Raw genomic sequence first — 18,957 nt, forward strand, 5'->3', positions numbered from 1 at the left:
CGAGCCCTGATCAAGAAGAATTCTCCCGAGCTTGTCGAGAGGCTAGCGATCAGCTTGGACAGCATTCCCCTCTTCCTCAATGTGCGTGCCTGGCAGAGGCTATTACAGCCCAACCCTAATCAACGGCTGCACCCGCTTGCTCCCAAGATGTGGTCCGGCTTTGGCGAGAGGGCTGCAGGCGAGCTCGAGCGCTCAAAGCTGTCGGCGCAACGTGACCGCAAGGTTTTGGCCGCAACGGCTTGGGCTCTTGCGAAGTGGTATGCCTATAATGGCGACATCGGGAAGGCTCTCGAAAATCTCGTTCTCATGACCACTGCGGTTCCTCGAATCCGCCGGAACGTCTACGCCCAGCTTATGATCGTGGAGTGCCTTCTCAAGCTCGGCCGGCCGGACGAGGCTCATGAATGGCTGCAATGGGCGTCGCGGAAAACGATTCCCAGAGCTGAACTTTACTTCTCGGCCGCCAACATCTGTCATGCACTTGCAGTCCGAAGCGGCTCTCTTTCGTCTGCCGATGCCGAGCGCCTTGCCCGGCTGAACCGGCCGTATGAGGAAGCGGGCTTCTCGAAAGTCGAAAAGCGCGATCCTAGCGCTCCGCTTACCCTCGGTAATCTGACAGTCCCTCACCCACGCGCTGTTGACGCATCAGTGAAGCTCAGCGTGCTGATGCCGGCCTATGATTGCGCCGCCACCCTGCCGATCGCCGTCGAGAGCATTCTGAACCAGACGTGGAATAATCTTGAGCTGGTGATCGTGGATGATCGAAGTCAGGACGATACATGGAATGTGATCGAGCGCCTTGCCCAAGGCGATAGCCGTATCGTTCCACTCCGGCACGAGCGGAATGGCGGCGCCTATGCAGCCCGAAACACAGCACTCGCACACGCCACTGGAGAGTATGTGACAGTTCACGACGCGGATGACTGGTCGCACCCGGAGAAGTTCGCCGCGCAGATGCACTATGCCCTCTTGAATCCAGACGGCATCAGTACGACGATCGGCGTGCGGGTTTCTGAGGACCTTCGTTTCGACGTTAAAACCAACATGGCTGGCATGCTCATGGAGAACACATCCTCACTGCTCCTGCGGACGCAAATCCTCGCTGATCTCGGCGGATGGGACAGGACCAGAGTCGGCGCGGACTCCGAACTCTATGAGCGTGTCAAGACCAAGCATCGGCTGACCACGAACAAGCTCTTTCCAGCTACACCTCTGACTCTCATCCTCTTCAGCGGGTCGTCGCTGACTCAGACGAAGGCCGCAGGTATCGCAACCGTCAACTACGGTGCACGCCGGCAGTACAAGGAAGCCTACCGCTTCTGGCATGCGAGCGAGTTGGCCAAACCCGAACCGGACCTCCGCATGACGGAGACCCGTCGGTTTCCAGCCCCGCGAATTCTGCTGGGGCAGAAGGGTGAAATTACGGACATAGACCTCGTGATCGTCGGTAACTTCGCCGAAGCTGAGCACTCGACCGAACGCCAAACCGCCCAGTGGAACGCTTTGGCCCGAGCCGGCCTCAAACTGGGGCTGGTTCATTGGCCATCCTACCGGCGGGCGGAAGCCAACATCGCCTCGCCCGTTCGCACGGCCCTTGCCATCGGGCTCGCACAGAACATCGTTCCGGGTGAGGCCGTGTCATGCACGACTGTTATCGTACTCGGCTCCGATCTGCTCAACGACGCTCCTCATCCTTTGCCGAGCATTCGAACCGAGCGCCTGTATGTGGTGACTGAGCTTGGCCTCTCTGACGAGCAGCATGAAGCCTTCAGGCAACGCTTCGGCTGTGCTCCAGTCGTGAGCGGTGCAGATTACGCCGAGCCTGTACTGGCCGAGTTGACATCTAAGGGGTTGAGTTCGGCCCCGGCGTGAGTCCCCGCGGATCTCAGCAGTCGATTGAAATCACCCGCACAGAAGTCGGCCCTGCCTCGTCGCTGATCGCTCAGCCAACGCCCGTGTGGAAGCGGCGTTGTTGGCGGGACCGGTCATTCATGAGCCGGGCCCGGCACTCAGGAGCAATGGTCGGGCGACGGGGCGAGACTGTCCGGTATCGGAAACGGCCGCTTCTCAAGAGGAAAAGGCACGTTGAGCAAGTTCGTGGTCTCATGCCAGAGGCCGAAAGCTCTGCGATATGCGCTTCGTGCAGGACTGAAGAGGCCCAAATCGCTGTCGATCTGGAATGCCCCTCCCCCCGAGAGACTTGCGTCCGACCAGCTCACGAAGGAAAGCAGCTTGTCGATCTTCCGTATAGACCGCGAACCGAACGCCCGACTCATCCTGAGATGAAACTCCCCATCGCCTGCCGCGCGCACAGAGTCATAGTATCCTATCGTTTCTAGGACCGGCTTTCGTCGGAACATCAGCGACGAAGCATCTGGCCTGAAGTACCCGTTCAGAGCCCTGAAGCCGCGCTGTTTGGAGCAGCGAACATGATCCACCCAAGTCGCAATGATCGACTGATCGCGCCGGAGCTCGGCAACCGCGGTAGCGATCTTCTGCGGGTGAGCCCAATCGTCGGCGTCCTGATTGGTCACGAACTCACCCGTGGCGGATACAAGCGCCATGTTCCTGGCAACAAATACGCCCGAGTTGCGCTCTATGGACAACAGGCGAAAGCGTGGGTCGGCATCACGGAACTGCGCCACGATGCTGGCAGTGTCATCGGTGCTCGCGTCGTCCACGACGATCACCTCGAAGTCGCGGTAGGTCTGGTTGCGCAAGGATTCCAGGACATACGGAATGGTTCCTGCGCTGTTGTAGGCCGGCACCAGGACCGAGACGAATGGTCCCTGCATAGGAGGAGTGGCCGGCGCACCTTTTAGATTCTCGCAGGCGAACGGTGCACTCTCATCCTTCAACTGGATCGGTGTTAGGTCCTGTTTCGAGAGGACCGAGTTGATTGAGGCAAGCTGAAGGTCATATCGTCCGCTCCAGAAGTGGAGCTGAGCATCAAAAATGTCTAGTTTCATTCTCGCCCTGGCGCTGCCCGCTGCGTCTCGTAGCGCCTTCTCCAAAGCGATCGCGTCTTGCTCCCAGCCTTTCTCGCGAAGATCGTGGGCGCATTTGAGGATCGTGTCGAACTGCTCCGCCGCCAGCCAAGTCCGTTGAGAGACAATCCGTTCCACCACAAACCTATGCGCATTCGATCCCATTCTTTCGGCGAAAGGGCGGACCTTGTTCAGGAACTCGGACGTGGCCATCGAATTCGGTTCGTTCAAGGCACCCTGGATGATCCCAGCAACCGCATCGAATTGCTTCAGATTGGCAGCCGCTAGAAGATAGATGTGCCGGTAGGCAAAGTCCTTCCTGTGCTCTTCCGGCATCGCTTCATATGCCTGGATGACATCATTGAATCGGTGTGCCGAGAGATAGCAATCGAGCAGTATGCGCCAGGCCCGAGCATTCTTCGTCTCCAGGTTCTCGATCTGCGCGGCCGCGGCATTGAAGTTGCCTGCGTCCATGTTCCTCCTAGCATGCTCGAGCGCAACGGTCTGGCGGCTGAAGCCGATCGTCCTAGCCCGCGACACTGTCCTTCGAAGGAGATCGATCTTTTTGAGCCGTGAGACTGTGCTTCGGAGGAAACGTTGCATATGGAATGGACAGCCTTCTGGTGCTGGTGTCGGAGGGTTCCGCTACCCGAGCAATTTGCGAGGCAAACGCTCTGCATCTTCTGCAATTCGGAGCAGATACTGACCATAAGTGCTTTTCGAAAGCGTCGATCCGAGAGACACGAGTTGAGCGCGGTCGATCCAGCCGCTCGTGAAGGCGATTTCCTCCGGACATGCGATGCGGAATCCCTGACGCTTCTCGAGCGCGCGCACGAACTCGGAGGCCTCGACCAAGCTGTCCGGCGTACCGGTGTCTAGCCAGGCATAACCCCGGCCCATTAGCTCGACTTGGAGCTCACCCATCTCAAGATAGGCGCGGTTCACTTCCGTGATTTCGATTTCGCCGCGAGGGGAGGGCTTCAGGCGTGCGGCAATGTCGACCACCTGATGATCATAGAAATACAGCCCCGTAACGGCCCAGTTCGAGCGGGGAACCCTAGGCTTCTCTTCGATCGAAACTGCTTTGCCGTTGCTGTCGAACTCAACAACACCATACCGCTCCGGATCCGTAACATGGTATGCGAAGACGGACGCGCCGGAGGTTCGGCGTGCCGCGGAACGCAGAAGATCAGTCAATCCGTGGCCGTAATAAACGTTGTCTCCGAGAATCAGCACGGACGGCCCACCTGCTACGAAGTCAGCACCGATAACATAGGCTTGAGCAAGCCCTTCGGGTTTTGGTTGCTCCGCATAGGACAAGCGAATACCCCACTGCTCGCCGGTACCCAAAAGCTGCTTAAACCGCGGCAGGTCATCCGGCGTGGAGATGATGAGAATATCGCGTACTCCCGCCAGCATTAAGGTTGTCAGCGGATAGTAGATCATTGGTTTGTCGTAGATCGGCAGCAACTGCTTTGACGTAACATACGTCATAGGATGCAGGCGGGTTCCGCTGCCACCGGCCAAGATGATGCCCTTCATCGCTATGCTCCTTGATATCCCTAACGTCACCGGGGCGAGCCTGATCTACGGGAAGTAGACCGGAAGTTCGGCAAGCGTTGGCTGGCGGCGGTCTTTATCGGAAAGAACGGCTCGGGATGGATCGATTGGCCACTCAATCTCGAGAGAAGGATCATCCCAGAGCAATCCATGATCATGAGCAGCAGAGTAATATGACGAAACTTTATAATGGATTTCTGTATCAGGCTCGAGTGTACAGAAGCCGTGAGCGAAGCCTATCGGCACAAACATCTGGCGGCCATTTTCCGCTGAAAGCTCAACGGCAACGTGTTTTCCATAGGTCGGAGAGGACCGCCGAATATCAACGACAACATCAAGAATAGAGCCCCGCATGACACGGATCAGCTTGGCCTGAGCAAACGGATCGGCTTGGAAGTGCAGGCCTCGCACAGTGCCTGCTGACGCGGAACGAGAACAATTGTCCTGAACGAAATCGACCGTGATGCCCGCCTCGGCAAAACGTTGCTTGTGAAAAACTTCCGAAAAATATCCACGGCTATCGCTCAGGCGCCTTGGCGTAATCACCTTTGCATCAGGGATTTTCGTTGGCTCCACGCTCAGCACGGTTCATCCTCATTCTGTTTTGACTGCTTCAACATGCTTGAACGGTGTCACTCGCAGTAGCCGAGTCAGCCCACATCTGCGAGTCAAACCGCCACTCCGAGCCGCTCACCCTGATAGACGCCGGAGCGAACGCGCTCCCACCAGGCTTGATTGTCGAGATACCAGGAGACGGTCTTCCGGAGCCCGGTCTCAAAGGTTTCGACCGGACGCCATCCCAACTCGCGCTCGATCTTGCTGGCGTCGATGGCATAGCGCAAATCGTGGCCCGGCCGATCGGTCACGTACGAAATCAGCTTTTCTCGGGGCCCGATCGCGTTGCTCGGCGCCATCTCATCGACGAGCTGACAGATAGAGCGCACGACGTCGATATTCGTGCGCTCGTTCCATCCGCCGATGTTGTAGTTCTCGCCCACCCTGCCCTTTTCAGCCACGAGGGTTAGCGCGTCAGCGTGGTCCTCCACGTAGAGCCAGTCGCGCACATTCTCGCCCAGTCCGTAAACGGGCAGAGGCTTTCCCTCGAGCGCATTCAGGATCATGAGAGGGATGAGCTTCTCAGGGAAATGGTAAGGTCCGTAATTGTTAGAGCAGTTGGTGATCAGCGTCGGCAGGCCGTAGGTGTGGTGCCAAGCGCGCACGAAATGGTCCGACGCAGCCTTCGACGCTGAGTAAGGCGAATTGGGATGATACGGGTAATCCTCATGGAAGAATCCTTCCTGGTTAAGGGATCCGAAAACTTCGTCAGTCGAGATGTGATGGAAGCGGAATGTATCGCGACGCGCGGCATCAAGACTATTCCAGTAAGCCAGGGCTGCTTGGAGCAGTGTGAAGGTGCCGACGACGTTCGTCTGCACGAACTCTCCAGGACCGTCGATCGAGCGGTCAACATGGCTTTCGGCGGCGAGATGCATGATCACGTCCGGCTGATACTCATCGATCACGGTCTTTATCCGCTGGGCGTCGACGATATCAGCGCGCATGAAGCGATATCGTTCGCTGCCTGCGACAGATCTGAGGGAGTCGAGATTTCCCGCGTAGGTGAGTTTATCGACGACGAGAACCTCATGCGGCGTACTGGCAATAAGCTTGCGCACGACGGCTGACCCAATAAACCCGGCGCCTCCGGTGACCAAATATCGCTTTGCCATGACTCGTGCTCTCTCCATCAACAGTTAGCATCGGCACTGCTGTGCAAGTCCCGCTCTTTGATGCGAGCAGCCCGCTTTTCGCTTTCCGGCGAGGGTTCTAGCCTATCAAAGTAATATCGTCCACGGCTTCCGACGTCACGTCTGCCTGCGGGGCAAAAAGCCACAATTGAGCCCTTTCTCAACTCCAGGTAGAAAAACTTGTCTCTAATTCATCCGTTGCATTGACCGGAAATAGCCCACCGCTTCCTTGCGGATCCGCTCCAACAGCGGGTGCTCCTCCACCTGACGGTAGGCGGCGAGGATCTTGTCGGCTCCGTAGAGATCCCGCAGCCGCCTCCAGGCTTCCGCCATGTGAACGACCCGCTTTTCCTCATCGATGCTCCTCGACTTGCGGTGAAAGACGAAGGTATTGGTTGCCACGGCGAGTTCGAAGCCCGCGGCGCGAGCCCGGAAGCAGTAGTCGTTCTCCTCGCCGTAAAACAGCTTGAAGTTCACTTCATCGAACAACCCGATGCTTTCAATGACGTCCTTCTTGATGCCAAAGCAAAAGCCGTGAACCAGCGGAATTCGAGGCACGAGATCCGCCTTGCTCCAGGTCTCACAGGCTAGGTCGAGATCGGAGTGTTCCAGGCCACACGGTAGCGGATTAATGGTTGTGTTGTTGCCTTTGTCCTTGATCCGAGGAATGGACTGCGCTCCCGCCGCGTTCGAGAGCGGGCCGACAATGCCGATCCTGTCGCTCTGGTTGGCTGCATCGAGCAATTTTAAGGCCCAGTTGGGACTCACGATCGTGTCGCTGTTGAGAAGGATGCGAAACCCGGCTCCCGCGGCGGCAAGGCCACGATTTGCGGAACGCGTGTACCCCAAATTGTGTTCGTTTTCGAGCAGGACAACCCGGTCCCGGGCCGCTGAAAATTCTCGCAGATAGGAGGTTGTCGCCTCGTCGGAACGATCATTGACGACAATAATCCTGTGACTTGGCAACAGGCTCGCCCAAGCCGCCTCTAGGCAAAGCCGAACGTCGTCGACAGCGTTGTGAACGCAGACGATTATATCGATGGGAATGTCGCATAAAGGCTTCAGCCGCTCCCTCTTGACGTCGGCGAAGCTCAACCCAGCTGAAGGGTCGGCGACATTGCCGAGCTTTACCAGGATATCCGGAACCTTCAAAGCCCGCGCGACGCTGTGGCGAAAATAGGAGAAGTCCTCGTGGTCTCTGACGGACGCACCCTGCGGCAGAAGCGGAACGAGTTGGAGAGCTGGATGGCTGTAGTTGACCCATGCCAAGGCGAGTTGATCTCTACGGCTGAAGCTTTCGATCTGCTGCCACCAAGCGTGAAGGGCGTCGGCAGTCTCCTGATTTTTGAGGAGAACGATCATGAAGCCAGTCTCGAATAGCGGCTGGTTCAAGGGTAGACCAGCGCTCCTATAGTGCTCGACCTGTACATTGATGAGCTTTGCAGCATCCTTCTTAAGCCGCTTGCAAGCTTCGGCCTCCTCATAGAAGCATGTGCGATGTGGGTGAGATACCAGACCAAGCTGGGCGCCCTGCTGCCTGACCATCTCGATATAGCGATGTACATCGCCTCTGAAGATGATGTTGGCATCCAGCCATACGGCAGCCTCGTGGGTCGGGAACAGCTCGTGCGGATGCGTCTTGACCCAGCGGGCAATCCTTGTTGGATCAGGGTGATAGTATGGCGAGGACCGCATCTGCCATACACCGTAATCGTTCCGCGGGCGATCGGTGAAACACACGTACTCGACATCGGGATCAATGCGATCTGGGAGAAGCAGATTATCGTATTCGCCAAAGATAGCCGTGTAAAAGACGATTCTCCGGCCTTCCGGTGCAGCGGAACGATAGACAGAAATCTGCCGCCCGATATCGTCTTCCACATCCCATCGATTGTCGAAGAATGCCTGCGCGACCCGCCTCGGAAGTCTTGTCGCGAGAAGGTCCTTCGTTCGATCAAGACCGCGATGCACCACAGCGGCAAAGCCGGGAAGACGCCTGGCCAGCAGGCGCAAAGGGCGTGTCACTGTCCAGGATAGGGACCCCCTTAGCCCGTTGATTTCCGATCGCAGTTCCCGGATCGTGGCATTAAGTTCCGCGATCTCGTCCCTTTGTTGCTGGACCTGCTCCTGCAGCGAGGCGCCATTCTTTGAAACGCTAGGATCATCAGTTTGGGACGTGTAACGGGGAAAATCCTGGGTCATATGCCCGAGACCTTGCTGCTCAGAACCCGCGAGCCCGGCCAAGAGCGGCTTGAGCTTGCTGAACCCGAGACGAGCATGCTGTTTTTAGCGTCAGTTTCATGCCCATCACCCTTGAGCCTTTTCGACAGCACGACAGGATCACTTGTCCTTAGCCTCTACACCCATAGAGACAGCATATGCATCGATGATCTCATCGATGGGCCCGAATGCTTTGATTCGACCGTGCTCCAAGATGACCGCCTTGTTGCAGAGGTCTCGCAACACCTTGTTGGAATGGGAAGCAAGGACCAGAAGCTTGGAGTCACGAGCGAAATTCTCCAGTTGCTCATTGGCTTTCTTCAAGAATCGTGCATCACCGGTTGCAACCACCTCATCCAATAATAGAATGTCGGTTTGCACATGTGTGGAAATCGCAAAGGCCAAACGCGCCCGCATGCCAGAGGAATAGGTGCGCATCGGAAGATCGAGAAAGTCTCCGAGTTCGCTGAATTCTGCAATGGCATCAGCCTTCTTCTTCAGATCAGCTTTGCTCATCCCCAGATAGAGACCACGAATGAATATGTTGTCGTAGCCGGTGGAATCCATGTCGAGACCAAAGCCGAGATTCAGCAGTGGTGCCACACGTCCTTGAACGGTGACCCGCCCGTGGGTCGGCGGATAGAGCTTCGCCATCACGCGCAGGAGCGTTGTCTTGCCTGCACCATTGTGTCCCAACAGAGCCAAACGATCCCCCGGTCCCAGCGTGAGCGACAGTTGATCCAGGGCGCGAACCACCATTTGGCCCGACGGCCCCAGCGACAACTGCCCACCGATGTGGCTCTCCTTCGACGACGACTGCCGCCTGTCAGACTTCGACGCCTGGACTGGAAATTCGAGCGTTATGTTTTCAAGCTTTATCAGCGCCATCGCTTCACCTCAAACCCAGAACGCAATGCGCCGACGCCAATGGGCATAGATCGGCACGGTGATACCCCAACCAACCGCTGTGATCCCGATGGCCACCGCCCAGACTAAGGTCGTCGGGGCCTGCCCGAGCAGTGGTGCGCGTAGGAGCTCGATAAAATAATAGAACGGATTGAAATCCACGAAGATCGTGCGAATTCCGGTGACACTATCCGGATACCAGAGGATCGGCGTCACGAAAAAGGCGAGACGCATGGCGTTTGGGATCATCTGCCCCACGTCCCTGTAACGCACGTTGATGAGACCAAGCAGCAGCGCAACCCAAATCCCGTTGAGAAACACAAGCATCAAGGCGGGCAGGATCAGGATGACATTAGGAAATGGCGACACACCGTAGAGAACAACAACCGCAATATACACAAGGGAGTTGAAGCTGAGGATGATCAAATTCTTCCAGAGAAGCTTATAGATATAGACGGTCCTCGGAACGGGGATCTCCCGGATCGCAGTGGCATTTCCGACAAAGGCGTCTTTCCCTTCGAGCACGAGAGCATTGAGAAAAACCCATACCATATAGCCAGTGACGAGATGGGGGATATAGTCGGACATCGGATGGCTCATGATCCCGCCATACAGGCTGCCGATGCAGATCACGAACAAAGACAGGCTCAGCGTATTCCAGAACGGACCGATACGCGAGCGACGGTGACGTGTCTGCACATCCCGCCACCCCAGCGTCATCCACAACTCACGCCAGCGCCAGCCGTCGCGAACCTCTTGCAGGACATCCAACATATTCGAACCGTTGGTTCTCAACTTCGCTTCCTTGATTCCATTCCTGACGTTCGAGGGCTGAACCCGAGAAGCCAAACATATCTAAACTTGGTCCTACACCCAATAATGAGGCAGTAGCTCTCTTCTCTCGGATGTCCTCACATCTGCGCGTTCACGCCTTCACTACATTGTTGCGGACACCCAGATATCGCCCACGCGTATCCACGATAAGCTTCGCGTGCTTTTCAATGATGTCATAGTCGAACTTGTCGTGGTCCGTTGCGAGAAGCACCAGATCATAATCGGCAAGCGTCTCGGGAGTCAGCTCGACGCTCCTGAGATCGAAGGAATAGCGCCGCATCTTCGGGAAGCTCGGGACATGCGGATCGCTGTAGGCGATCTGCGCGCCCTTGTCCTGGAGCAACGTCATCAGCTCGACTGAGGGCGATTCCCGCATGTCGTCGACGTTCTTTTTGTAGGCGATGCCAAGAACAAGGATCTTGCTGCCGCGGATCGGCTTCTCGCGCTCGTTGAGGGCATCGGCGATCTTGTCGACGACCCATTCCGGCATCGTGCTGTTGATCTCGCCGGCAAGCTCAATGAAGCGCGTATGGAGGCCATACTCGCGCGCCTTCCAGGTCAGGTAGAACGGATCGATCGGGATGCAGTGCCCGCCCAGGCCCGGGCCGGGATAATAGGGAACGAAGCCGAACGGTTTGGTCGCGGCGGCCCGAATGACCTCGTGGATATCGATTCCCATCCGGTCGGCGATGATCTTCATCTCGTTGACGAGGCCGATATTGACGGCGCGGTGGATGTTCTCGAGCAGTTTTGTTAACTCTGCCGCCTGGGTAGAACTCACCGGAACAACCGTGTTGATCACCTGGCCATACAGAGCAAGGCCCACCTCGAGGCAGGACGGCGTGCTGCCGCCGCAGACCTTGGGAATATTGTGCGTGCTGAACTTGGCATTGCCCGGATCCTCGCGCTCGGGCGAGAACACGAGAAACGCATCCTCACCGACCGTAAATCCGGCCTTCTCAAGCCGCGGGCGCAACTCTTCCTCGGTCGTACCGGGATAGGTCGTGCTCTCCAACGACATGACCTGGCCGGCTCTCAGATGCGGCAGAAGAGCATCGACGGTGTTCAGCACGAAGCTGAGATCCGGCTCGCGGTATTTGTTGAGAGGGGTAGGGACGCACAGGATCAGGGCATCCACATCGCCAGCCTGCGACAGATCGGCGGTCGGCTCGAACCCACTCTCGATGGCCTTGGTGATTCCCTCGGAGCCGATATGTTCGATATAGGTCTGCCCCTGCTTTAGGATATCGACCTTGCTTTGGTCGATATCGAAACCGACGACCTTGTAGCCAACTTCGCAGTACCGGAGCGAAAGGGGCAGACCGACATAGCCTAAGCCAACGACCCCGATGACAGCAGTTTTGTCGTTCAATTTCTTGAGCAGGCCATCTTTATGCATCGGAAATCTCGAATTCTACCTCGTTGGACAGTGCTCCCCTTCTTTAGAGATTTCGGATGGGGTCGCACGGCTCCGGAAAGCGCAATGATACCGCGCCTACCGGAATGGGGAGGCAGTTACCCGACCTCGGAAGTAGGCTGGAACTGCTCGAAGCTCGCTATACCTCCTCGCAGTTCCATCAGCAACCCTCACCCTGACTCTCCCATCAGACGCCCTGGCGTCACGAGTTTTTTCCGCACCGACCACTAGCTGTTGCTCGACCGAACCTCCTCTCGAACCTATTAAGTGCCTAGCTGTACCGAGCCTAACGAGCGGAGTACTTGCCCTGAACCTGGGACGCTCGTCCAATGGCAATAGTCACTAATAAATCTCAACGATGCCACCAGGGCAGTGCATATCTCTGGCGCTGCGGTGCTCTTTCGCCCGAATATGGCAGAGCTTTCGGAGCACTTTGGCCAGTAATTCCGCAGGTTAAAGGATATCCTAAAGCATAGGGATGGTCAGAAGATGCCTCAGAGCTCGCCGGATATAGCCATTTTGTATGGCTAAGCTAAGAAGTAGGTTGGCAAGGGGACCTATTTCCATAGCCCTGGCGGGAGCCTCCCGAAATAAAACTGTAATTTTTTGCGTAAAACAATCAATCTTGAGGTAAAGCGCTATTTACGCAGGGCGCCTGAGGGCTACATCACAGTACAACAGAGGATTAAATGCTAAGTGCGTCATGGGCCATCTATGCTCAATCATAAGTTCATGGACGGCGTGGGGCACTCCGTATGGAATGAGTTCAATGGGGCTCCAAATAGTGAAATCGTTGAAGACAATATGACCGCCCGGCTTTACCTTAGTGCGGGCTACTTCGGTATCTTTCTTTACGGCGGAATAGGAGTGGTCAGCATCCAGGTAGATCCAATCGAAGTAGTCATCCGGCATCTCAGCAAGGCGAGTTGAGGAATCGCCTTCATGCAAGATGGCTGTGGAGATGAGATTAGTATCTGTACGAGCTTTCAGCGGGTTCAGGTCGATGTCAAACAAGTGCAGCTCTGATGGTTGGCAGATGGCCAAAATCTTATCGGCATAGAGACCTTGCTGCGTCCCGACTTCCGCAATGCGCCCGCGCTTCGGCATATCTGGCAAAATATCGTCTCGACGGGGGACAACTTTGCACTCGGCTAGAAGATCTGCGGGAAGAACAGGTAAGCGCTGAAGGAGTCCTCCAGGTTGGAACCCATCATACGGGCGCATTACCTCGTGCCACTTCGCGAACGTACGATGATACCAGTCCCGCTGTTCTGCTGTCAGGTTCATGATGTCATCAAGCGCCATCTTGGCTCTCCTAGTGGTAGTGTAGCCATGACTAAGGTGTCTGGTCTCAGCCAGTCAACTCAAGACATTATTACATGAATCCTCCTATCGCGAAGACGCATGCATGCGGACAAGCCAAGGCCAAGAGTCTGTTTGAATACTTTCAGCGCCCGTTATGTCGCATTAGCAGCCCTCCCATATCAACATAGACTTGGCCTCTGAGACATCCACCCAGGTCTAGTTATCACACATTAGCCGGCGCCAGTGGGACATTCAGCCGGAGGTACGTTCCACGAACTGGCACCTCGGCAAGAGCTTGCCCCTGGCTCCTGACAAATGTACCGGATAATCTCGGACACGCGATCCAACAGTATACTGCCTGCCGGGCCGGAAAGTTCTTCAGCATCAAGCACAAGCCTCACCAGAGTCGCCTATATTTGATTGCGTTTGGTATCTCCCACAGATCGACGCTGCGTTCGCGTCCAGCGGGGACGGCAGTCGGCGACAGCGGCTCGATCCGCTCCTAATCCTCCGTCGGAATAGTTAGGGTTGCTCGGTCTTCCGCTAAATATGGGCCATCCGGTCACAGCTCTCTTGGGTCCACATCCCGAGCTTGAATATCACACCAACGCCTGTCTCAACCATTCTCAAAAGGGTCCCTAGCATATACCTTTGATATCTTTCTCGCGTTGCCTTTGAGTGCCGTCAATCTCTTCTGCAACTCGCTTAACCGAGGAGAGCTAAGGAAAGCCATCCCCTAGGCCATCAGACAATACCGAATGATCCGCAACATTGGCCTCCCATCGTAGATAGCAGGGACCATTTGCTTGCTCACGCTGAAGGACTGGTTTAGTCGACCAGAATCGGTCCTGGAGAACAGAAATGCGTATCTTCGCTGTCGCGATCACATATCATCCGGATGCGAGCATGCTAACTAAAGTCCTGCATGCGATAGCCTCGCAAGTGCAGGGTATCGTGGTTATTGATAACGGCTCTAGAAATGCTGAGGAAGTCTGCAGCATAGCCTCGGCGCTCGGAGTTCAGGTCGTAGCAAACAAACAAAATCTTGGGATAGCCAAGGCCCAGAACCAGGGAATCAAGCTAGCTCAGGCAGAGGACTTTTCGCACATATTACTACTTGACCAAGATACAGTCTTGGCACCGGGGGTTGTAGCTGATCTGGCGAGGAATCTGGCAAACCTTGAGAAGGAGCATGGCGCAGTGGCTGCCATAGGGCCAGCATATTACGAGGTGAACAGTAGGCAACGTACGAGAGCCTACCGAGGCAGCGGCCCCCTTCTTTCGCGGATCTCAGTCGATAAAAAGATGGACCCGCTCGCCAGTGACTTTATTATTGCCTCAGGGTCGCTTATCCCACTCTCGGTACTGGAGAAGGTTGGGGAGTTTAAGGAGGAGCTCTTCATCGACCTCGTCGACGTGGAGTGGTGTTTTCGAGCGCGGGCGGCCGGATACAGGACCTTTTTATGTCCCACTGCTAACGTAGATCACCATCTCGGGAGCGGAACTGTTTATGTAGGGCGCCGCCAAATTGCGGTCCATGCGCCTGTCCGGAACTATTATTGGGTCAGGAATGCTTTGTGGCTGGCACGACAATACTACACCCCTCTGGCATGGCGAATTTATTTGTTCAGCCGATGTCTAGCTTTTCTGGCTGTATATACAACCATGGTTGACAACAGAACTTTTAGATTCAAACTGATTGTGCGCGGCGCTCGGGACGGCCTAGCTGGCCACTTGGGTCAACTTGAATTATGAAAAATTAATTCTGACTCTCCCAAAGCCCTGTTCCGTGACTGAAGCCTGCTCACCTAGGATCCAGACTCAATTCATCGCGCGTCTCATTCGATTATCTCATCAGCGGCGGCGAGAAGTTAGGAAGGAACATCAAGCCCAAGCGCCTTCGTCTGTAGATTTATTACGAGCTGATACCTTGTCGGCTGCTCAATCGGAAGCTCCACTGGATTCGCTCCCCGCAGAATTCGGTCGACGTAATGAGCACCCCGCCTCTCGATGGCCTCAAAGTCAGGGCGGTAAGACATGAGCCCTACCGCCTCAACAAACGCACGCGGCAAGTAGAGCTCGGGTAGCTTCACCTCAGCGGCAAGATTCGGAAGGCGGTTAGGCGGGCTGTGAAACATCGCCTCGCCAGGGACCAAGAGGGCGTCCGCCCCTTGCTTTTTAGCCCTCGCTACGGCGGCAGCAAGCTCCTCAATCTCGTGCACCTCGATCATGTCAAGCGGGAAGCCGAGCTGGGCGGCTGCCGGCGGTGCTTCGATTGGGAGGAGGAGCCTGTTCACAACCTAATTCGGTGGGTTGATGAGCACCGCGATCCGCCGCGCGCCCGACCGGCGATCCCGCCTCAGCGCCATGAGGCATCGGTCGCCTGCCCTGAGTGGATCGACAACAACCGCAATGTCATCGAGCGCCTCTGGGCCGCCTCAAAGAGTGGCGGGCTGTTGCAACTCGCTACGAGAAGACCGCATAGTCTTACATCGGCATCCTCTGTCTTGCCGCGGTCCTCGATTGGAGCAAGTCCTAGAGCACCGGACCGGAAACCAGACTCTTGGGCTTCTGTGCGAGAGCAAGCTGTGATCCACTTGCTGGACCGGGAGGTGGATCATGGGTCATTGCTATTCTCTCGATCTTCGGGTGCGGGTGGTCGACTTTGTCGAGGCGGGCCATTCCTGTCGGGCCGCCGCGCACGCGGGACACCGGCTCACCGGCGCCGGACCGCCAGCGCCGTCCACCGGGACGCGGTAAGCTGGTGCCCTATGAGCGCTTCCTGATCCAGACGGTCGAGGCGAGGCCCGCTATTACCATGCCTGAGCTCGCCGCAAGGCTGCTGGAGCAGCATGAGGTGGTGGCAGCCCCTGCCATGCTCTCGCGCTTCCTGTGCCGGCGCGGCTTCTCCTATAAAAAAGCCCTGATGGCGGCGGAGTGCGCGCGCGCCAACATTCGGGATGAGCGTCGGGCTTGGCGAGACCACCGTCAGGTCCGCATGCGCCAAGAGCCGCACCGCCTGGTGTCCCTGGACGAGACCTACGTCAACACCAAGATGACGCGCCTGCGCGGGCGGGCGCGCAGAGGCCAGCGGCTGCGCATGAGCGCTCCCTTGGACACCGGAAGACCCACACCTTCATCGCAGGGCTTCGCTGTCACGAGCTGAGCGCCCCATGGGTGATCGATGGTCCGATCACCCGCTTGGCGTTTGAGGCTTACATCGAGACGCAGCTCGCGCCGACCCTCAGAACAGGGGATGTGGTGATCCTCGACAACCTCGCGTTCCACAAGAGCGAGAAGGCCGCGCAGTGTCTGAGGCAACGCGGCGCCTAGTTCCTGTTCCTGCTGGCTTGTTCGCCCGATCTCAACCCGATGGAGCAGGCCTTTGCCAAGATCAAGGCACACCTGCGCACGGCCGAGACGAGAACATTCGACGCGCTCTGGCGCGCCCTCGGCGACATCTGTGATTTGTTTGAGCCGCACGAGTGTTGGAACTTCCTCAGGGCCGCCGGCTATGCGTCCGTTTAACCGTCCGATGCTCTAACAGGCTCTAAGTGATCTCCACCGAAACCATGAATCACAAGAGCTCGTCCCGCTTAAACCTCTTTATGAGTCAGGGTCCTAGCAAGCGCAATTAAGTACAGATAAAACCGCGTTTCACAAGACAAACAAGTATCTAGCCCCTTAAGTATTGGGGCACGATTATTACATAATACATTGGCGGAGATTATACGACTCAGTGGAATCGCAAGCAGATGGAATACGTTAAGAATGTCGATCCGAGGGATCCTTTATGATGAACGAGACTTACGCGACTCCAAGGCCTCAAACTTAGATTTCCAATTTTCCGATTGTCCCCTGTAGTATTCGTATTCTATTTTCCAGTTTTCAGCCTGCCCCTTATACCATATAGCACTTTCTTCTAATGATCTCAAGCTTTCATTCACAGCGTTAAACCTTTGGATATCTATTTGTAAGTCTTGCAAAGCAAGCATGCGCTTTCCAAAAGTGATGAAGTCCTCCTCAAGTCCAAGACCTGAATTCACTAACTGAAGAAAACTACTGTAGCTTTTCAACGGGCAAGCTCGCAGCATTAGGCCGATTAACCGTTGCTGTTGCTCTCTTTCAAGCACCGAGAATTGCTCGTCGTGTATCAACCAATCAACCGCCTTCGCAAGCGACACATAGTCTTCGCGTTCATCTATTAGCGGAACAAGATGCCGAATAAGAGAATAACTCAACTCCAGAAAGGTTGCGTACGGATCTCCGTATGTAAGGCCACCCGAATGCTGCCGATAATATGTCAGCCGATCTGGTATCACATGAAACCGGCAGCCACTTCGTAACCCACGTGTCCACAGATCATAATCAGGAGCACGTAACATTCCGAGTTCATTTGGCCCAACTCGCTTATGAAGACTTCGTCTCATCATCGTTGATGAGCGAACAATCATGTTTTGCCCGATCCACGCACCGACTGAATTCAAGTCGTACTGTTGGTTGATCATGCCCTCTATCAACTCAGCTCTGGGATGCGCTTGACCGTTTTCATCTATAAGATTGATGTAGGTTCCTACAACTTCTAAGCTAGGGTCTTGCATGAAGACTGCAAGTTGCCTCTCAGTCTTCATTGGGTCGATCGCGTCATCAGAATCCAAATTAACAATGAAGTTCCCGCTGGCCAACTGCACTGCTTCATTGTAACTTGGCGTAAGCCCCCGATTTTCGTTATGGATGACGAGCTTTATTCGACTATCTGCGTAAGAGTTAACTATTTGCACAGAAGCGTCGCTAGATGCGTCGTCCACCACAATAGCTTCCCAATTCGAATATGTTTGTTCCAATATGCTATCAATTGCCTGACGTATAAATCTAGCGTTGTTATATGAAAGAACTACGAATGATACTTTAGGACTCAAGAACATTTACAACTCCTTCCAAGCAATAAAGAGAGACAACCGGTCGTCCAGCGTCTTGTAGTTCAAACACAGCCAGAGTTTTTGAGGTTCGCTGAGCACCTTGATAATCCTTTACTGTTAACATCTGCAATCTGCAACTGGGCTAGAGTGATCTGAGCTGATGAATTGGATAGCTTTTGCTAGGCTGTGCTCTCATAACTGCGCAGTCAGATGTGGGCTGAGACGAACTTGATGGCAGCTGGAAGTTTTCTGGGCTATTATCGTATCGCAGGGCGATGCAGCGGAACTGCTTGAGCTTACTGAAGAAGCGCTCGACGAGGTTTCCATATTCATACAGCAAAGCGCTAATAATAAACGAGCCCGTGTGGTTGCTCTTCGGCAGCATCTTAGCCTCCACATTAATCTTGAGCCTGCTTGCGAATGGCGCTGCTGTCAAAACCCTATGCGCTACCAGGGTCGCGTCGGGCTAAAGCCCGCTCAGAAGCCCGTCAGCCGCAATGCGCCTGCCCCGACGTCAACATGCTGCGGATTGGGCGGCCTTCGCCGTCCGCCAGCGCATGGATCTTGGTCATCAGGCAGCTGCGGGAACGCCCCATGCCACCATCCTGATCCCCTTTTTACCCGACGCCCCATGCTGATGGATGCGAACACAGGAGTTTTCGACCGTGACCAGGTCGCCATCGTAAGCGGCCGAGACCACTTCCAGTGGGCCGGTTCCATATGCCTGCTTCGCACACCGCCCGAAGCGATTGTAACAGGTCGTGGAGGGGCCATACAGCTTGAGGATGTCCCGCCAACGTGACACGGTTCGAAAGCGCCAGAGAATACCGTTGAACAGGCGACCGTCATCCACTCGCGGCACGTCGCGGAGCTTGTTGGGCAAGAGCGGTTCGATAATCTTCCTTTCGAAATCAGTAAGTTCATCTCGGCGCATCAGGCCCCCTCATCCGGGGGGGGTGAATCATCAACTCACTGCAAATGAAAGACCTTTTATGCGTTCACGACTTAGTGTGATGCCATGCCTTCGGCCGACATCCTTGCCTGCTTCGAAACTTGTGGCT

General features: G+C 55.7%; 15 protein-coding genes and 2 pseudogenes. 5 read left to right on the forward strand and 12 right to left on the reverse strand.

Annotated elements, in window-relative coordinates:
- The first annotated feature begins 54 nt into the window (after window positions 1–54).
- A complete protein-coding gene (locus I2H36_RS20290) occupies window positions 55–1,872 on the forward strand; it encodes a glycosyltransferase family 2 protein (protein WP_196262734.1) in 1,818 nt (605 codons plus the stop codon).
- A gap of 137 nt (window positions 1,873–2,009) precedes the next feature.
- Here the strand turns inward: I2H36_RS20290 and I2H36_RS04770 are convergent, their stop codons facing one another.
- The 9 genes from I2H36_RS04770 to I2H36_RS04810 all read right to left on the reverse strand — a co-directional run bounded on the left by I2H36_RS04770 (window position 2,010) and on the right by I2H36_RS04810 (window position 12,977).
- The gene (locus I2H36_RS04770) at window positions 2,010–3,461 is read right to left on the reverse strand and encodes a glycosyltransferase family A protein (protein WP_196262735.1); all 1,452 of its coding nucleotides are present in this window, start codon (window positions 3,459–3,461) and stop codon (window positions 2,010–2,012) included.
- 171 nt (window positions 3,462–3,632) lie between these two features.
- Complete coding sequence (rfbA, locus tag I2H36_RS04775) at window positions 3,633–4,529, reverse strand: glucose-1-phosphate thymidylyltransferase RfbA (protein WP_196262736.1); 897 nt, start codon at window positions 4,527–4,529, stop codon at window positions 3,633–3,635.
- A gap of 45 nt (window positions 4,530–4,574) precedes the next feature.
- Window positions 4,575–5,132: a dTDP-4-dehydrorhamnose 3,5-epimerase gene (rfbC, locus tag I2H36_RS04780; RefSeq protein ID WP_196262737.1), complete on the reverse strand. Its 558-nt coding sequence runs from the start codon at window positions 5,130–5,132 to the stop codon at window positions 4,575–4,577.
- 83 nt (window positions 5,133–5,215) lie between these two features.
- On the reverse strand, window positions 5,216–6,277 hold the full coding sequence (gene rfbB / locus I2H36_RS04785; protein ID WP_196262738.1) for a dTDP-glucose 4,6-dehydratase: 1,062 nt from the start codon (window positions 6,275–6,277) through the stop codon (window positions 5,216–5,218).
- A 204-nt stretch (window positions 6,278–6,481) separates the two neighbouring features.
- Complete coding sequence (locus I2H36_RS04790) at window positions 6,482–8,497, reverse strand: glycosyltransferase (protein WP_196262739.1); 2,016 nt, start codon at window positions 8,495–8,497, stop codon at window positions 6,482–6,484.
- Between the two features lie 138 nt (window positions 8,498–8,635).
- Window positions 8,636–9,403, reverse strand: a complete 768-nt coding sequence (locus tag I2H36_RS04795; RefSeq protein WP_196262740.1) for an ABC transporter ATP-binding protein — start codon at window positions 9,401–9,403, stop codon at window positions 8,636–8,638.
- A gap of 9 nt (window positions 9,404–9,412) precedes the next feature.
- Window positions 9,413–10,216, reverse strand: coding sequence for an ABC transporter permease (locus I2H36_RS04800; protein WP_196262741.1), 804 nt, complete (start codon window positions 10,214–10,216; stop codon window positions 9,413–9,415).
- Window positions 10,217–10,346: 130 nt separating this feature from the next.
- Complete coding sequence (locus tag I2H36_RS04805; protein WP_196262742.1) at window positions 10,347–11,654, reverse strand: nucleotide sugar dehydrogenase; 1,308 nt, start codon at window positions 11,652–11,654, stop codon at window positions 10,347–10,349.
- 660 nt (window positions 11,655–12,314) lie between these two features.
- Window positions 12,315–12,977, reverse strand: coding sequence for a class I SAM-dependent methyltransferase (locus I2H36_RS04810; protein WP_196262743.1), 663 nt, complete (start codon window positions 12,975–12,977; stop codon window positions 12,315–12,317).
- A gap of 861 nt (window positions 12,978–13,838) precedes the next feature.
- Between I2H36_RS04810 and I2H36_RS04815 the strand changes: the two genes are divergently transcribed.
- Window positions 13,839–14,732: a glycosyltransferase family 2 protein gene (locus I2H36_RS04815; protein ID WP_196262744.1), complete on the forward strand. Its 894-nt coding sequence runs from the start codon at window positions 13,839–13,841 to the stop codon at window positions 14,730–14,732.
- Between the two features lie 116 nt (window positions 14,733–14,848).
- Here I2H36_RS04815 and I2H36_RS04820 read toward each other — a convergent pair whose 3' ends face one another.
- On the reverse strand, window positions 14,849–15,274 hold the full coding sequence (locus tag I2H36_RS04820) for an ABC transporter substrate binding protein (protein ID WP_343234399.1): 426 nt from the start codon (window positions 15,272–15,274) through the stop codon (window positions 14,849–14,851).
- Between the two features lie 42 nt (window positions 15,275–15,316).
- Between I2H36_RS04820 and I2H36_RS04825 the strand changes: the two are divergent.
- The 3 genes and pseudogenes from I2H36_RS04825 to I2H36_RS19925 all read left to right on the forward strand — a co-directional run.
- Window positions 15,317–15,462, forward strand: a pseudogene (locus I2H36_RS04825) (transposase); the annotation flags it as partial.
- Window positions 15,463–15,596: 134 nt separating this feature from the next.
- Window positions 15,597–15,737, forward strand: a complete 141-nt coding sequence (locus I2H36_RS19920) for an IS630 transposase-related protein (protein WP_246718657.1) — start codon at window positions 15,597–15,599, stop codon at window positions 15,735–15,737.
- Window positions 15,738–15,950: 213 nt separating this feature from the next.
- Entirely contained in the window at window positions 15,951–16,310 is a 360-nt protein-coding gene (locus I2H36_RS19925) for a transposase (RefSeq protein WP_246718658.1), read from the forward strand.
- Window positions 16,311–16,768: 458 nt separating this feature from the next.
- Here the strand turns inward: I2H36_RS19925 and I2H36_RS04835 are convergent, their stop codons facing one another.
- The gene (locus tag I2H36_RS04835) at window positions 16,769–17,902 is read right to left on the reverse strand and encodes a glycosyltransferase family 2 protein (RefSeq protein WP_196262746.1); all 1,134 of its coding nucleotides are present in this window, start codon (window positions 17,900–17,902) and stop codon (window positions 16,769–16,771) included.
- Between the two features lie 200 nt (window positions 17,903–18,102).
- Window positions 18,103–18,830 (reverse strand): annotated as a pseudogene (locus tag I2H36_RS04840) (IS5 family transposase).
- Window positions 18,831–18,957: the final 127 nt, after the last annotated feature.

The sequence above is a fragment of the Microvirga terrestris genome (genome assembly GCF_015694425.1).
GTDB lineage: Bacteria > Pseudomonadota > Alphaproteobacteria > Rhizobiales > Beijerinckiaceae > Microvirga > Microvirga terrestris.

Bases quoted from the DNA above. Each gene is read 5' to 3' on its own strand.
- I2H36_RS04770 (WP_196262735.1), bottom strand. From the start codon at position 3,461: ATGGACGCAGGCAACTTCAATGCCGCGGCCGCGCAGATCGAGAACCTG.
- rfbA (WP_196262736.1), bottom strand. From the start codon at position 4,529: ATGAAGGGCATCATCTTGGCCGGTGGCAGCGGAACCCGCCTGCATCCT.
- rfbB (WP_196262738.1), bottom strand. From the start codon at position 6,277: ATGGCAAAGCGATATTTGGTCACCGGAGGCGCCGGGTTTATTGGGTCA.
- I2H36_RS04790 (WP_196262739.1), bottom strand. From the start codon at position 8,497: ATGACCCAGGATTTTCCCCGTTACACGTCCCAAACTGATGATCCTAGC.
- I2H36_RS04795 (WP_196262740.1), bottom strand. From the start codon at position 9,403: ATGGCGCTGATAAAGCTTGAAAACATAACGCTCGAATTTCCAGTCCAG.
- I2H36_RS04805 (WP_196262742.1), bottom strand. From the start codon at position 11,654: ATGCATAAAGATGGCCTGCTCAAGAAATTGAACGACAAAACTGCTGTC.
- I2H36_RS04810 (WP_196262743.1), bottom strand. From the start codon at position 12,977: ATGGCGCTTGATGACATCATGAACCTGACAGCAGAACAGCGGGACTGG.
- I2H36_RS04815 (WP_196262744.1), top strand. From the start codon at position 13,839: ATGCGTATCTTCGCTGTCGCGATCACATATCATCCGGATGCGAGCATG.
- I2H36_RS19920 (WP_246718657.1), top strand. From the start codon at position 15,597: ATGGGTCATTGCTATTCTCTCGATCTTCGGGTGCGGGTGGTCGACTTT.
- I2H36_RS04835 (WP_196262746.1), bottom strand. From the start codon at position 17,902: ATGTTCTTGAGTCCTAAAGTATCATTCGTAGTTCTTTCATATAACAAC.